This is a genomic window from uncultured Stenotrophomonas sp. (genome assembly GCF_963519925.1).
GTDB lineage: Bacteria > Pseudomonadota > Gammaproteobacteria > Xanthomonadales > Xanthomonadaceae > Stenotrophomonas > Stenotrophomonas maltophilia_AE.
This window is the reverse complement of sequence record NZ_CAUQPH010000012.1, coordinates 20,523-32,851: the sequence shown is the minus strand read 5'-3', so window position 1 is coordinate 32,851 and position 12,329 is coordinate 20,523. Positions and strand designations below refer to the sequence as shown.

Below are 12,329 nucleotides of genomic sequence, written 5' to 3'. Positions count from 1 at the left end.
GCGCGACATCACCACTCACACAGTGCTCGATGCTTCTCTATCAGAGATTTATCAACTAGATGCCGTTTGCAGGACGGAGTGGCCAGTGGTCTTCCCTTCAGCTGGGCATAGATTGACGCTGCAAGCGACGGCGCGACGCAGATCTGCATCGTGGTAGGTTCAACCCCGATAAGAAATAGGTCGAAGAGAGTGTGAACGTCTGCCCTGAGCAGCAGGCCGTTCGAGACGACGTTGGTTTCCTTACCCATGTATCGATGGATGTGGGCCGCCTCAAGGACGTCGACAACGTCACAGCCGGTCATAGCGCACTTGCTCCCATAGGCTTCCAGGAGAGCAGCCCGAAACTCCCTTTGACCCTGGCGTTGCACGATGGACCGGAGAGCTTGATTTCTCTGATCCTCGACGTTCTCTGGAAGGAAGTACCCGGATTCATCGACGAGCTGACGCTGCTGCTCCAGCCTGATCAAAGTGGCCGGGGACACTGCAGAGGTTGGCCCAACCTTCAAAAGCTTGATGAGCGCACCGGTGACCTCCGGACCAACGTTCTTCGCTGGCTTGAGGCCCTCAATCCAGTCTTCTTTGAGCTTGTCTAAGACATGAGAGATGTTCTGCATGCGGTACTCCCAAGCCTTGGGAGTCCGGCCGTGCTTAAGGGCGAGGTCTCGGTAGAGCTGCGTCTTATTCAGCTTCAACCCTTCAGCTGTACGTACCTGCATCCAGCGGTACGCGTCAACGGCGGCAGCAAGCTGCTCGTGGGTCCAATCGTCCATGTCACCTTTCCTCTCGCCCTGTGCGAATCGCCGATTCGATAGGGTGAAAAGTATGCCGTAGGCGACGAGATGTGGCGCAATCCGCCCGTTAGGTTGTGCGCCTCAATCCCGGACTCGGCCAAAACGTGTCAACGCGGCATAGATCGAATTCTCGGCCGTAGGCCAGCGCAGCATCACTAGGAGGAAGATCCGCGTACCAGGACAGCTCTCTCTCATCCATTCCGGCGTCCGCATGGTCGATGGCGAAGTACCCCAGCATCGCCTCATCAAATTCCCGCAGCCAGTCAGTGTCGATACGATTCATTTTTTCTACTGCTCTCTCAACGACTTCCATAGATTGCGTGCACTCCATCCCAGATCTTGAGACCGTAGTGGGCCATTTGCGGCAAGCATTAGGCAGCGTCTACCAAAGCACTGAAATCAAAGGAAACAATAGATTTCCCATCCTTTGACCGCTCCAGCAGAGTGGTGTCCGGAGCGTAGAAACTCCTCTAGCTGGAGAATGTTGGACGTCCCATGTCGGGAGGGTGGCTAATACAACACCCCCTGTGGAAATACGCCCGCCGGTTCCAGCTAGACGGTTTCTAACCTCCCGACTCCCTTGCCATCCCGGCGAGGGGCGATCCTTACAGGAGGTCCAACATGCATACGCACTGGGACGACACGCCCTACGACGAAGGTCATTCCCGCCCAGCCCCTGAGCGGCCCGCAGGCTCGGCCACCATCGCACCAACACCTGCCTCACCCCCAGACTTCGCCGAAGACGCCAAAATCCCCTTCATGAAGCTCCAAGGCCGCTGGCTACGCCAGATGGGCTTCAATGTAGGCTCCAGGCTGAAGATCGACGCCGCAGAAGGTGTCATCACCATCTCCCTCATCGGCAGCCCGGTCATGCCGCAGAACGGCGTTCCCAGAAGTCTGGAGCGCAAGATCCAGTACGCGGAGGTTGAAGCCGACAAGCGCCAGCCGATTCTCAGCGGAGATCCGCGATGAGCAAGCGCGTGGTGATGCGGGTGAAGGTGGCCGACAGCCTGCGTCACCACTTCCAGCAAGCGGCGTGGCGTACCAATCAGACGCCGTCGTACCTGCTGCGGAAGATGATGATGGGCTACGTGTGGCTGGCGGACGAACCGAAGTCCATCGACCTCACCGTGGAAAGCGACTCGTGCTGGCACTCGGAGCACCTGGATGCGCCTGAGGAACAGGCTTAGCTTGCAAAGGGCCGGGGTGGCGTCCCGGCCCTGTCAGTTCAGGCCTCGGCCTTGGGTGCCAGGCTCACGGTCCACTGGCCGCCTTCTTCCTCATGCGGGGTGAGCAGGTCGTAGGTCTTCACCATGCTCAGTAGCCCGGAGTGGCCGTACACGGTGGGGCTGAAGGCCGGGTCGGCGCGCTTCAGGTACTGGCCCAGTGCGTTCAAGGTAACCCTGCCGTCCGGGCTGGACGAGGCCAGCAGTTCCACTGCTTCCACCACGAAGCGGGGGCGGCGCTTGGGTAGCGGGCCGGCCGGGGCCGGCTTGGCGTCCGGCTTGGCGGCGGGGGCAGCGCGCTTGGCATCCGGGGTATCCACGTCCTTGGACTTGGCGCCGTTGTCTGCCTCAGGCGCCCATTCGAAGAATCGGTCGCAGGCGTTACGCAGCGCATCCGGCGTTTTGGCCTCGCCCACGATGTACACGTTAGCCCCGCGCTCCCTGAGCTTTCTGCAGAGGTAGGCGAAGTCGCTGTCGCTGGTGACCAGGCAGAAAGTGTCGGCACGCTTGTCGACCAGCGTTTCCAAGGCATCCAGTGCCAGGGCGATGTCGGAGGTGTTCTTCTTGGAGGCGTATTGGAACTGCAGGCAGGGGGTGAATGCCTGGCGCACCAGTGCCTGTTCCCAGTTCTTGGCGAGGGTGTTGGTGTTGCCATAGCCCCGGCGTACGGTTACCCGGCCCGCCTGGGCAGCCATGCGGAGTGCGAAGTCCACGATGTCCGGGGGGACGTTGTCGCAGTCGATCAGGATGGCGACGGCGGTTTCCTGGGCGGGGTGTGCCATTGCAGGTCCTTGTGCTGGGCCGGGGTGCCGGTAGGCGGACTATAGACAATCCCTTGGGGAGTTGCGTGGGGGGGGGGGTCATGGCTTCGGGGGCTGCCGACTAACAGTCGGCGCTACCGGGGTGTGGTGGCGGTACGGGGGTGGGGTAGCGCTTGGGGGGCGTTTGGCGGCTACGCTGGGTCAGGCCATGCGCATTGCCTGGGTCTGGGATTCGCGTACGTTGCCAGCGCGGGCATAGCTGTCCAGGATTTCAACGTCGCGGTTGGTCAATCCACTCATTTACATCTCCCTGGAAGTGCGTGGATCAACCGACCTTGTACTGGACCAGGATCGCCCGAACGGCATCCTCCATCCGCTTCCAGTCTTTCAGGAAAGCGCGCTTGTAGCTCAGCGTGATGGAAAGGCTGTTGTCCATGTCCACGAAGTAATGCGTGCAAAGCGCGGAAACGGTGCCATCCACAGGGGTGACCTCGTTGCCTTCCAGCACAACGCCGTCCTTGCGGTGCTCCGCGCTGTCGCACTGGATGAAGGTGGCGATGGCATCGTCACTCGATCGAGCAACATACCAATCCGGCTCGAATGCAAGGTTGCGGGGAAAGGGACGCCCGGTCTTGGCTTCCTGGTCGCGGGCATAGGCGCGCCGGAGCTCTTCGTTGATGGCGTAAGGCGTCAGACCCATCCATTCGGCCCGCGGCTCCCTCAGCTCAAGTCGCGCGGTCGGGTCACGACGCTGAAGGGAGCCTTCGTCGGTATGACCATCGTTGGTCACCCGCCTGGCCATCGCGTCCTTGATCGGCAGGCGATCAATGAAGTCGATCGAAACAGAAATTTCCTTCAGGAAGTCGTTGGTGCGTGGCGCGGCACGCGCGCCGGGCAAAGTGGGCTCCATTTTCGGCCACTCCAGCTTCAGTGCCAGGCCTTCACCCTCCGGACCTATCTGGTTGTCGAAGTAGTTCGCTGGAATACGGAAGGTATGGGGACCCAGCTTCACCTCCACCGGCGCATTGGTGTAAACGTGGCCATTGATGGTGCGGCCTTGCTCAACAGCTTCCGACATGCTCGAAGTCCCTTCTTGTTCAGGCGGCGTCGTCTGTGCGCACGCGCTGGCGCTCAGGGCGATGGCGAGTGCCAGTGGCAGGCATCGGCCGAGTGAAGTCAGGCGCATTGGCCATTCCGCTGCGTTGGTTGGGGTCAACTATAGGCAAAGGGTCGTCAACGGGTCAGGAATGAGACGGGCGGGCTGGCGGTGCCGGGGATCACCGGCATTGGAACCAGCCGGTCTACCTGAAGGGCGAGGTTCTATTGCCAGCCCGGGATGGCTGTCGCATGCTGCCGTTCTCAAAGGGAGATTGAGTCATGGCGGGAACGAAGGCCGTTCTTATCGGGTTGGCGGCTGTCGCGGTGATCACGGGGTTTTCCGCCTGGAAGTATTGGCCTGCGCCTGCGCATGCTGTCGGCAGGGAGGTTGCCTTTGAGCATGCAGCAACGCCTCTGCCTGCCGGACCGCGCCTGGTGCTGCCGGTAATTGCATTGGAACCGGCGGCCCTGGAAGAGAAGGTGGCGGCCTTCCGTGACCTGAAGTCGCGCGCCGAACGCGGCGAGCGGGTTGCGCAGCGGGAATTGGCCGACACCTACGCTACCTGCTTCAGTGCCAGGTTCACCGCGGATGAGGTGGCGCGCGGCGAGGTGCCTGCGTTGCTGTCCGTTTCTACCCCCGAAAGCGTTGCCGTGGCCCTGCAGATCGTGGCGAAGCGTATTGCCGATTGCCAGGCCGTTGGAAGTGGCAATCTTTTCCCCTCTATCGATAAGTTGTACGCCGAAGCCGCTCGGAACGGTGACCTGCTTGCGCAGATGGCGGTCATCACCAGAGGGGGGCAAGCGCTTGGCCCGGCTGAATCCACCCGGCTTGTACAGCGGGTAATTGCCTCGAACGATCCGGTTGCTGCGTTCAACATGGGGCAGCTCATCTTGGGCGGGCGCCCACGAACCAGTCAGTTGAAGTACGACAAGGTGCTCGAAGGGCCGGTTTCATCACTTGCGTGGGAGATCGCCGCCTGCCGGATGGGGCTGGATTGCGGCCCTGACAGCACCGTGATGGACGACGCGTGCCTGTTCTCGGGCATCTGCACGCACCAGACCTACGAGGAGCACGCGCGCTCGTGCTCCTTGCCATCCGCGGCATCGGGGTCGCTTGACCAGCAGATTGAACAGATCACGCGCCTGTTCAAGGAGCAGTGCCCTCCGCCGCAGACCGAGCGCGATGGCGTTTGTTCGCTGCGGGTAGAGTGACTGGTAGGAACAGGGGAGTGGTATGGGGGCGAGGAGAGTTGGGCTCTGGTTGGGAGCGGGGATAGTTGCGGCGTTGCTGGGCTTTGCGCTTTGGCGCAGTGACTTGGCAGCGCCACAGCCGCCCGGTGCGCCCGCTGCAACGGCTCAAGCGGCGCAGTTGCCTGATCTTCCCGAGGTGCCTGCCAGGAAGGAAAGCGCTCAGGTCAGCTACGGTAGACCGGCACAAGCGGACTGGGTGAAGGACTTTGAGGCGCTGAAGGAGCGCGCCAAAGCCGGAGATGCCGTGGCCCAGCGCCTGCTGGCAGAGACCTATGACGGCTGTTACATGTTCAATTTCGACCGCGAGGGATTTTTCAAAGACCTGCAAGTCAGGCGGGGAATGCTTGGCGACCCGGCCCATGCGGCGGTGCTGGACCAGATGGCGCAGGAACGCGCTTTGCGATGCGATGCGGTAGATGGCGGCGCCATTATTCCGTTGGCGATGATTCGCGGTTGGTACGCGCAAGCCGCCGCGAACGGTGACCTGGCCGCACGACTGATGGACAACGCGCTGAGCCAAAAAAAGCTCGATGCTGCGGAATCGGCCAAGCTGGTTGAGGAGGTTCTGGCCTCGAATGATGCTGCGGCCGTGTTTGCCATTGGCAACACAGTGGGCAGTACTTACCGGGGCGCCCCAGACGACCCGCTCGCGGCCTTGATGATCGGGGAGCAGTCCAGTCCCGCATGGCAGGTGGCAGCCTGCCGCATGGGGTACGACTGCGCGCCGTCCGGCATATTGATGGGCTCTTTGTGCCTGGCGACCAACGCATGTGCTGGAGATGGCTACGAGGAATTCTTGATGAAGTCCCAGCGCACTGATGCGGACAGGCGGGATCTGGAGCGCAGGGTCACGGAGATACTGCGGTTGGTCGAGGGGCAATGAGAGTGGGTGCATTGCTGGCTGCGCACCGGTGGCCACATCGCATCGAGCAGATGCAGGTCGTAGTCCTCGCCGTACACCAGCGCCGCTTCGCGGGGCGCCAGGTCGCAATACCTCAACAGCGTTGGCTCATCCATTCCTGCGTCTATGTGGTCGATGGCATAGAACGTGAGCATGGCCTGGTCGAACTGCTCAAGCCAGGTTGTATCGATCTGGTCCATGGGTGTTCCGCAAGCCCCTTGAAATGAAGTTCGTGATCTGGGTCACTTCGCCTGCTTGATCGCACGGATACCCTGCTTGGGCCAGCTTTTGGTAAACGCTGGGATCAACCAATTGGGACACGGAAACCCCCATGAAAGGGAAACTTCTCGGTTGTTCATTCTTCGCCTGCCTGGCCAGCGCCACTTGGGCGCAGGTGCCCTATCCAGACTCCGATCAGGGCAAGGAGATGCAGGTATTGGTGAAGAGCTACATCGCGGCGCACCCTGGCGTGTCCATCGACGATGCGATCACCCGGCTCGCGGTTCAGACCGAAATCCTGCAGCCAATGGAGGGTCTTCGGCAGGAGTTCGCAGGCCGATTGACTGCGATCTCCATCCAACACATACCGGACCAACACATTCTCGTTGAACTGAAAGGGTCGTCGCCTGTGCCCAACAGGACCCTGACAACTGCCAGCGGGAGCACCCGGGTCATCATCGAGACTGGCCACCGCCATACTGAGGAAGAGTTCTACTGGATTGTTGAGAGACATCAGGACCTCCTCTATAGCTCCATACCCGACATCACTGGCTTCTCCGGGCGCCCAGGCGACGACCTTCTTGAGGTCTACATTGCGGGCAATGAAGCAAGCGCCGAGGAACTGAAAGCGACCCTTCGAAAGCTTGAACGGGTTCTGGGTCTTGCTATTTCCCTCAGACCAAACATGCCCAGATCAGTCAATCTGGAATACATCCAAGGCGGCGCGGTGCTCTAGAACAACACTTGTACTGCACTACCGGCCGGGCATACGGCTTGATCCGCATCAGCTGTTCCACACCAACCCGGCCGGCGGCCAGATCGCCTCGCTACGATCCAGGTCGTAGTCATTGCCAATGGCTACCGCAGCCTCCCGGGGCTCCAGGTCGTAGTAGCTGATCAGCAACCGCTGATCCAGTTCCGGGTCGTGTGCCTTGATTGCAAACAGGCTGCGCATGGCGTCGTTGAGCTCTTCCAGCCAGTCGGCGTCGATCGTGTTCATGGGGGTTCCTCCGAAGCGGACGGCAGGATGGCTCACGGCCGTCTCACAGCTTGGGACACAAGCGCCCGCGGCAGACAGCGCCTAAAACGTCACTACATTGACATTACTATGTAGATGTCGCATGCTGTTGGTCTACCGAATTCCCTTGGAAGATCGCCATGAGCAAAGATGTCTTCATGCAGCTGCGAATCGAACCCGAGCTTCGGGCCAGCTTTCAAGAAGCCGCTGCTCTTGAACATCGACCTGCTGCCCAGGTGATTAGAGAGCTGATGCGAGACTATGTCGCAACCCGTTTGCGACCCGAAGCGGCGGTACCGGCAAAGCGGTTGGAGGCGGTGCGCTTTGCAGCAGCATCCGTCGCGCTGGAGGGGTTGACCGTCAGTGTTGATGCTCAAGAGCAGGCGCGGCGGTTCGTCAATGGCGAGATAAGTCTGGACGATTTGGTGGCTCTCAAGAATGGCTGAGCATGCTGAACGCATGTTGCAGTTCGAAGCAGATCGCACATTTCTTCGATCTGTCGAACTCGACCTGCGGCCAGTTGCAGGAAAATTCGATTCCTACCACCTGCAGCAGATCCACCTCCGTCTCTTTCAGGACCTGCCCGCGTTCAATCCCGGTGTGTTTCGGCAGCCAACACAGCCAGGAAAAGATTGGGTAAAGCGCCGAACCATCGAAGGCAGTCATTTTCTGGTCGCTTACTCACCACTGGACGAGGGCGCACTGAAGGATATGCGAATGGTGATGTCTGAGAACGTCCCCGCCGCGCTCCAACGTCTACCGGCTGCCAAGGTGCCTGGCGTGATCGCCGAGCTGTACTCGGCGATCGACTACGCGCATCCGTTCGCTGACGGCAACAGCAGAACCCTTCGCGTGTTCACGCGGCAACTGGCGCGGGCCGCTGGTTTCAACCTCAACTGGGAAGCGCTCGGCGTCGACAGTACCGCCCAGGCCAGGCTATACGTTGCACGCGATCTTGCTGTAAACGCACGTGCGCTTCCCCACATTCGTGGCCACGCCAACCTGCGCGACGTTCAATATGCGCTTGACGTGCTTGCCCAGAATGTAACGTTGGAGAAGCTGCTAAAACAGGCGATCAGCTAGGGCGAGCGTCTCAGGGTCCCCCCTGTTAAGATATCCGGGCCAGCCAGCCTTCCCACGTCACATTCGACCGTGTGGTTGGCCGCTCCTCCCAGCGGCCACGCGAGCCAGGATCCTTCCTCTGCCTCTCACAAGGACGCTCGCATGCACCCTCGTTCCCTGTTCCGTTCGGCCGCCCTGGCGCTGGCCGTCAGCCTGACCCTTGGCGCTCCGTCCGCCTTTGCCGCCGAAAAGGCCGGCACCACCGCAGCCGCCACCTCCGTCCAGCGCACTGCCGTGGCGCAGGGCCTTTACGAGTTGGCCTTCAGCCCCACCCAGAACGCGGTGTTCGTGGCCTCCTCGGGCGGCTTCGGCGATGCCGCCGGCCCGGCCCAGGTGCTGCGCCTGAACCCCGATTCGTTGGCCGTTGAAGCCAAGATCCCGCTGGAGCGCAAAGCCTTCGGCGTGGTGCTGGACGACGCGCACAATCGCCTGTACGTGGGCAATACCGTGGACACCTCGGTGACCGTGGTCGACACCGCCAGCAACAAGGCCGTGGGCATCGTGCAGCTGATGGAAAAGAAGGTCGGCAAGGATGGCAAGGCCGGCTACACCCACGACCTGCGCGAGCTGGTGGTGGATTCCCCGAACAACCGCCTGTATGTGACCGGTCACTCCGGCGAAGGCAGCGTGCTGTTCGTGGTGGATACGCAGTCCTTGAAGCTCATCAACACCATCCCCGGCCTGGGCAACGCCAAGGCGCCGGGCCTCACCCTGGACGCGGCCAACAAGCGCGTGCTCACCTCCAACCTGCTGGGCGAAGTGGTGACCGTGGGCACCGACACCGGCAAGGTGGAGCAGCGCTTCAAGGTCAGCGCCGAGCAGCCGATGAACCTGGCCCTGGACCCGAGCGGCAAGCGCCTGTTCGTGACTGACCAGGGCCTGGAGATGATCCGCAAGTACCAGGGCAGCAGCATCCCGGGCTTCGTCTCCAAGCACCCGGGCCAGCGCGTGCTGGTGCTGGACCCCACCACCGGCAAGGAACTGGCCAGCATCGCCACCGACGCCGGCCCGCTGGGCCTGCTGCTGGATGCACCGCGCAAGCGCCTGTACGTGACCAACCGCGAAGCGGGTACGGTGACCGCGTATGACAGCGAGAGCTACAAGCAGGTGGGCAGCTATGACGTGCCGACCCACCCGAACAGCCTGGCGCTGGATGCGAAGAAGAACGTCCTGTACGTGACCATCAAGAATGGGGACAAGGACGAGAAGGGCAGTGAGGAGTCTGTGGCGCGGATTGCGCTGTAAGGGTTTTCGTCGGCCGTGACATGAATTTTGACCGCAACATTCGACGTGTTACGGCGAAATTTCATGTTACGGCCGTAATGATGGAAGCAGCGGTGGGGCTGTCTCTTCGGCGGTTTTCCCCTCGGCTGTCTGGAGTGCGATGCCTTCGTTGTAGGTCATGCCGTAATCGGGTGTTGCACCGTTACGTGCAGTCGACTGGGGTGCGACCCTACCGAGGCAGTGCATCGCAGTGTCAGGTTCACGGCGACCGGCGAGCGGCGTCCTGCGACCGGCGTCTGGCGTCTGGCGTCTGGCGTCTGGCGTCGGGCGTCGGGCGTCGGGCGTCGGGCGATCCGCGTCCTGCGTCCGGCGCGTGGTAGATGGGCGCTGCACGAGGCGCTCCGGGACGTGGTGCCGCCGAACGGCGGTAGGGTCGCATCCCGATCGACCGCCGATAACAACGCAACGCGCGGTGGCGCATTACCAGCATCGAATGCGGCTCCTGACGGAGCCGCAACGCCGTGTGCACCCCTGCAACGACGGCGTCGCGCTGCTCGTCCAAGTTGCTGCGGCGAAAAACTATGCGTTCACATCCACCACCAACCGCCCACGCACCTTGCCTTCAAGGAACGCCGGGAATACCTCCAGCACCTTTTCCAGCCCAATCACTTCAACGGTGCTGGCCAGCTTGCCCAGGTCCAGGTCGGTCGCCAGACGCTTCCACGCCTCGGCGCGCACGGCGTGCGGCGCCTGCACCGAATCGATACCGGCCAGGGTGACGTTGCGCAGGATGAAGGGCAGCACAGAGGTAGCCAGATCGGTACCCTGCGCCAGCCCGGCGGCGGCTACCACGCCGCGGTATTTCGTCTGCGCCAGCGCATTGGCCAGCGTGTGGCTGCCGGCCACATCCACCACGCCGGCCCAGCGCTCGGCATCCAGCGGGCGGGTGCGCGGTTCGGCCAGGGTGGCGCGGTCGATGATCTCGTCGGCGCCGAGGTCCTTCAGGTACTGCGCATGTTCGGGTCGGCCGGTGGAGGCCACCGTGCGATAGCCCAGCTTGGACAGGATGGCCAGGGCGATGGAGCCTACGCCGCCGTTGGCGCCGGTCACCAGGATGTCGCCGTGCTCGGGCTTCACTCCGCCGTGCTCCAACGCCAGAACGCACAGCATGGCGGTGTAACCGGCGGTGCCGATCGCCATCGCGTCCTTGCTGCTGATGCTGTCGGGCAGCTTCACCAGCCATTCGCCGGGGACGCGCGCGCGCTGGGCCAGGCCGCCGTGGTGGGTCTGGCTTAGGCCGTAACCGTTGAGCACCACGCGGTCGCCTTGCTTGAAGCCGGCGTTGCTTGATTCCAGCACGGTGCCTGCCAGGTCGATGCCGGGAATGAGCGGGAACGTGCGGATCACCGGCGAGGCGTTGGTCATCGCCAGCGAGTCTTTGTAGTTCAGGGTGGAGTAGTCCACCTGCACCAGCACATCGCCGTCGTGCAGTTCGGCTTCGTCAAAGGCCACCAGCTGGGTGGAGACCTGGCCGTCTTCTTTCGTGGCCAGCAGGGCATTGAATTTCATGGGCAGCGATCACCTCGGGGGACATGACCTGCATGCTATGGTCGCACCGTGGTTGCCACAAGAACTATGCTTTCCCATAGGTACTATGGTTTTCAGGAGTATCCCGCAATGGCGCGGCGCGTATATGGCAAAACCGGCTGCAGCGTGGAAGCCACGCTGTCGGTCATCGGCGGCACGTGGAAGCCGGTGATCCTGTTCTACCTGGTGTCACGCACGCGGCGCTTCATGGAGCTGACCCGGCTGATTCCCAACGCCACCCAATCGATGTTGACCAGCCAGCTGAGGGAGCTGGAGGCCGACGGCGTGGTGGTGCGGCATGTGTACCCCGAGGTGCCCCCGAAGGTGGAGTACCGGCTGTCGGAGCTGGGAAGGACGCTGGTGCCGGTGCTGTTGGCGATGCGGGATTGGGGGGATTCGTACAAAAAGATGAACCGCCAGTAGAACGCCGCGCAGCTCAAAGTTATTGCCGACAGGACAAAAAATCTAAGGGGTTTGCATGTTTGACACAGGTTCGCTGAGTAAAGGTGGAGTTGCTAGTCTGATCGCATTCTCTGTAGCGATCATTCCGCTTGTGGTGAAGGGCATATACGCACTTACTCGAGGCTGGGCGCAATCGCGGAAGGAATTTCTCGACGCTTGGGATCCAACAAAGGTGGGAGATTCTTTATGGCTTGAGACTGTTGTCATGCATGCATTCGGCAATCATCCTCCTGCGGAAGTAATTCGGGGCGTTCTTCAGCTAAGAGAGCCACGCAAAATGCTTCGCGATCTTTCGGTCAACTGGAGATACTTCGAGGGTGATGACGTGCGATCCATTCGATGGAAGAAGAAGTACAGGAACAGCACTGTGCTCCGTAGGATTGAGATGCTTGTCCTTTCACTGCTCTACATTGTGCTCTGCACGGCTTCAATTTTGATGTTCAGCTCGGGCGGAACCTCCATGATCGTGGGTGGAGTGCTCGTGTTTGGACTTGCTTTGCTCTGCCTGGGTGTTCCCCTTGAGATCAGCAGCGTCAGCAGTGTCGTGACACGACTTGCCGCACTCAATTCGGAGATGCACTCGGCGCCTACCGTGCCGGGACAGCTACATCGGCAGCGACGGAGCCGCCGCCGGCGCAGCGCCCAGAATTCATGCGGAGCTTGACCGAA

At 61.5% G+C, this 12,329-nt stretch carries 16 protein-coding genes; 10 read left to right on the top strand and 6 right to left on the bottom strand.

Annotated features, from left to right (window positions below; translation table 11 throughout):
- Positions 1–8: 8 nt before the first annotated feature.
- Together RWO33_RS04260 and RWO33_RS04255 are read right to left on the bottom strand one after the other, a co-directional pair.
- Positions 9–770 (bottom strand): HNH endonuclease, encoded by a 762-nt coding sequence (locus tag RWO33_RS04260; RefSeq protein WP_314102451.1) that lies wholly within the window; start codon positions 768–770, stop codon positions 9–11.
- Positions 771–858: 88 nt separating this feature from the next.
- Complete coding sequence (locus tag RWO33_RS04255) at positions 859–1,074, bottom strand: hypothetical protein (protein WP_314102448.1); 216 nt, start codon at positions 1,072–1,074, stop codon at positions 859–861.
- 338 nt (positions 1,075–1,412) lie between these two features.
- Between RWO33_RS04255 and RWO33_RS04250 the strand changes: the two genes are divergently transcribed.
- Together RWO33_RS04250 and RWO33_RS04245 are read left to right on the top strand one after the other, a co-directional pair.
- Complete coding sequence (locus tag RWO33_RS04250; RefSeq protein WP_314102446.1) at positions 1,413–1,763, top strand: SymE family type I addiction module toxin; 351 nt, start codon at positions 1,413–1,415, stop codon at positions 1,761–1,763.
- A complete protein-coding gene (locus RWO33_RS04245) occupies positions 1,760–1,981 on the top strand; it encodes a hypothetical protein (protein WP_314102444.1) in 222 nt (73 codons plus the stop codon). The genes RWO33_RS04250 and RWO33_RS04245 overlap by 4 nt, the downstream gene beginning before the upstream one ends.
- A gap of 38 nt (positions 1,982–2,019) precedes the next feature.
- Here the strand turns inward: RWO33_RS04245 and RWO33_RS04240 are convergent, their stop codons facing one another.
- Together RWO33_RS04240 and RWO33_RS04235 are read right to left on the bottom strand one after the other, a co-directional pair.
- Entirely contained in the window at positions 2,020–2,799 is a 780-nt protein-coding gene (locus RWO33_RS04240; RefSeq protein ID WP_314102442.1) for an NYN domain-containing protein, read from the bottom strand.
- 304 nt (positions 2,800–3,103) lie between these two features.
- Positions 3,104–3,964, bottom strand: coding sequence for a hypothetical protein (locus tag RWO33_RS04235; RefSeq protein ID WP_314102440.1), 861 nt, complete (start codon positions 3,962–3,964; stop codon positions 3,104–3,106).
- Positions 3,965–4,155: 191 nt separating this feature from the next.
- On the opposite strand from RWO33_RS04235, the gene RWO33_RS04230 reads away from it, so the two are divergent.
- The 3 genes from RWO33_RS04230 (at position 4,156) to RWO33_RS04220 (ending at position 6,983) form a co-directional block, all read left to right on the top strand.
- Positions 4,156–5,088, top strand: a complete 933-nt coding sequence (locus tag RWO33_RS04230; protein WP_314102438.1) for a hypothetical protein — start codon at positions 4,156–4,158, stop codon at positions 5,086–5,088.
- Positions 5,089–5,245: 157 nt separating this feature from the next.
- A complete protein-coding gene (locus RWO33_RS04225) occupies positions 5,246–6,010 on the top strand; it encodes a hypothetical protein (protein WP_314102436.1) in 765 nt (254 codons plus the stop codon).
- Positions 6,011–6,359: 349 nt separating this feature from the next.
- Positions 6,360–6,983, top strand: coding sequence for a hypothetical protein (locus RWO33_RS04220; RefSeq protein WP_314102434.1), 624 nt, complete (start codon positions 6,360–6,362; stop codon positions 6,981–6,983).
- A gap of 48 nt (positions 6,984–7,031) precedes the next feature.
- Here RWO33_RS04220 and RWO33_RS04215 read toward each other — a convergent pair whose 3' ends face one another.
- Complete coding sequence (locus RWO33_RS04215; RefSeq protein ID WP_312326755.1) at positions 7,032–7,247, bottom strand: hypothetical protein; 216 nt, start codon at positions 7,245–7,247, stop codon at positions 7,032–7,034.
- A 182-nt stretch (positions 7,248–7,429) separates the two neighbouring features.
- Between RWO33_RS04215 and RWO33_RS04210 the strand changes: the two genes are divergently transcribed.
- The 3 genes from RWO33_RS04210 to RWO33_RS04200 all read left to right on the top strand — a co-directional run bounded on the left by RWO33_RS04210 (position 7,430) and on the right by RWO33_RS04200 (position 9,632).
- The gene (locus tag RWO33_RS04210; RefSeq protein ID WP_314102489.1) at positions 7,430–7,711 is read left to right on the top strand and encodes an antitoxin VbhA family protein; all 282 of its coding nucleotides are present in this window, start codon (positions 7,430–7,432) and stop codon (positions 7,709–7,711) included.
- Between the two features lie 13 nt (positions 7,712–7,724).
- Complete coding sequence (locus RWO33_RS04205) at positions 7,725–8,348, top strand: Fic family protein (RefSeq protein ID WP_314102430.1); 624 nt, start codon at positions 7,725–7,727, stop codon at positions 8,346–8,348.
- A 141-nt stretch (positions 8,349–8,489) separates the two neighbouring features.
- Positions 8,490–9,632, top strand: a complete 1,143-nt coding sequence (locus tag RWO33_RS04200; protein ID WP_314102426.1) for a YncE family protein — start codon at positions 8,490–8,492, stop codon at positions 9,630–9,632.
- A gap of 558 nt (positions 9,633–10,190) precedes the next feature.
- On the opposite strand, the gene RWO33_RS04195 is transcribed toward RWO33_RS04200, so the two are convergent.
- The gene (locus tag RWO33_RS04195; RefSeq protein ID WP_314102424.1) at positions 10,191–11,180 is read right to left on the bottom strand and encodes an MDR family oxidoreductase; all 990 of its coding nucleotides are present in this window, start codon (positions 11,178–11,180) and stop codon (positions 10,191–10,193) included.
- 108 nt (positions 11,181–11,288) lie between these two features.
- On the opposite strand from RWO33_RS04195, the gene RWO33_RS04190 reads away from it, so the two are divergent.
- A complete protein-coding gene (locus RWO33_RS04190; protein ID WP_314102421.1) occupies positions 11,289–11,621 on the top strand; it encodes a helix-turn-helix domain-containing protein in 333 nt (110 codons plus the stop codon).
- A gap of 55 nt (positions 11,622–11,676) precedes the next feature.
- Positions 11,677–12,324 (top strand): hypothetical protein, encoded by a 648-nt coding sequence (locus tag RWO33_RS04185; protein WP_314102419.1) that lies wholly within the window; start codon positions 11,677–11,679, stop codon positions 12,322–12,324.
- Positions 12,325–12,329: the final 5 nt, after the last annotated feature.

Coding starts and splice junctions, on each gene's coding strand:
- RWO33_RS04260 (WP_314102451.1), bottom strand. CDS start 770: ATGGACGATTGGACCCACGAGCAGCTTGCTGCCGCCGTTGACGCGTAC.
- RWO33_RS04255 (WP_314102448.1), bottom strand. CDS start 1,074: ATGAATCGTATCGACACTGACTGGCTGCGGGAATTTGATGAGGCGATG.
- RWO33_RS04250 (WP_314102446.1), top strand. CDS start 1,413: ATGCATACGCACTGGGACGACACGCCCTACGACGAAGGTCATTCCCGC.
- RWO33_RS04245 (WP_314102444.1), top strand. CDS start 1,760: ATGAGCAAGCGCGTGGTGATGCGGGTGAAGGTGGCCGACAGCCTGCGT.
- RWO33_RS04240 (WP_314102442.1), bottom strand. CDS start 2,799: ATGGCACACCCCGCCCAGGAAACCGCCGTCGCCATCCTGATCGACTGC.
- RWO33_RS04235 (WP_314102440.1), bottom strand. CDS start 3,964: ATGCGCCTGACTTCACTCGGCCGATGCCTGCCACTGGCACTCGCCATC.
- RWO33_RS04230 (WP_314102438.1), top strand. CDS start 4,156: ATGGCGGGAACGAAGGCCGTTCTTATCGGGTTGGCGGCTGTCGCGGTG.
- RWO33_RS04220 (WP_314102434.1), top strand. CDS start 6,360: ATGAAAGGGAAACTTCTCGGTTGTTCATTCTTCGCCTGCCTGGCCAGC.
- RWO33_RS04215 (WP_312326755.1), bottom strand. CDS start 7,247: ATGAACACGATCGACGCCGACTGGCTGGAAGAGCTCAACGACGCCATG.
- RWO33_RS04205 (WP_314102430.1), top strand. CDS start 7,725: ATGTTGCAGTTCGAAGCAGATCGCACATTTCTTCGATCTGTCGAACTC.
- RWO33_RS04200 (WP_314102426.1), top strand. CDS start 8,490: ATGCACCCTCGTTCCCTGTTCCGTTCGGCCGCCCTGGCGCTGGCCGTC.
- RWO33_RS04195 (WP_314102424.1), bottom strand. CDS start 11,180: ATGAAATTCAATGCCCTGCTGGCCACGAAAGAAGACGGCCAGGTCTCC.
- RWO33_RS04190 (WP_314102421.1), top strand. CDS start 11,289: ATGGCGCGGCGCGTATATGGCAAAACCGGCTGCAGCGTGGAAGCCACG.
- RWO33_RS04185 (WP_314102419.1), top strand. CDS start 11,677: ATGTTTGACACAGGTTCGCTGAGTAAAGGTGGAGTTGCTAGTCTGATC.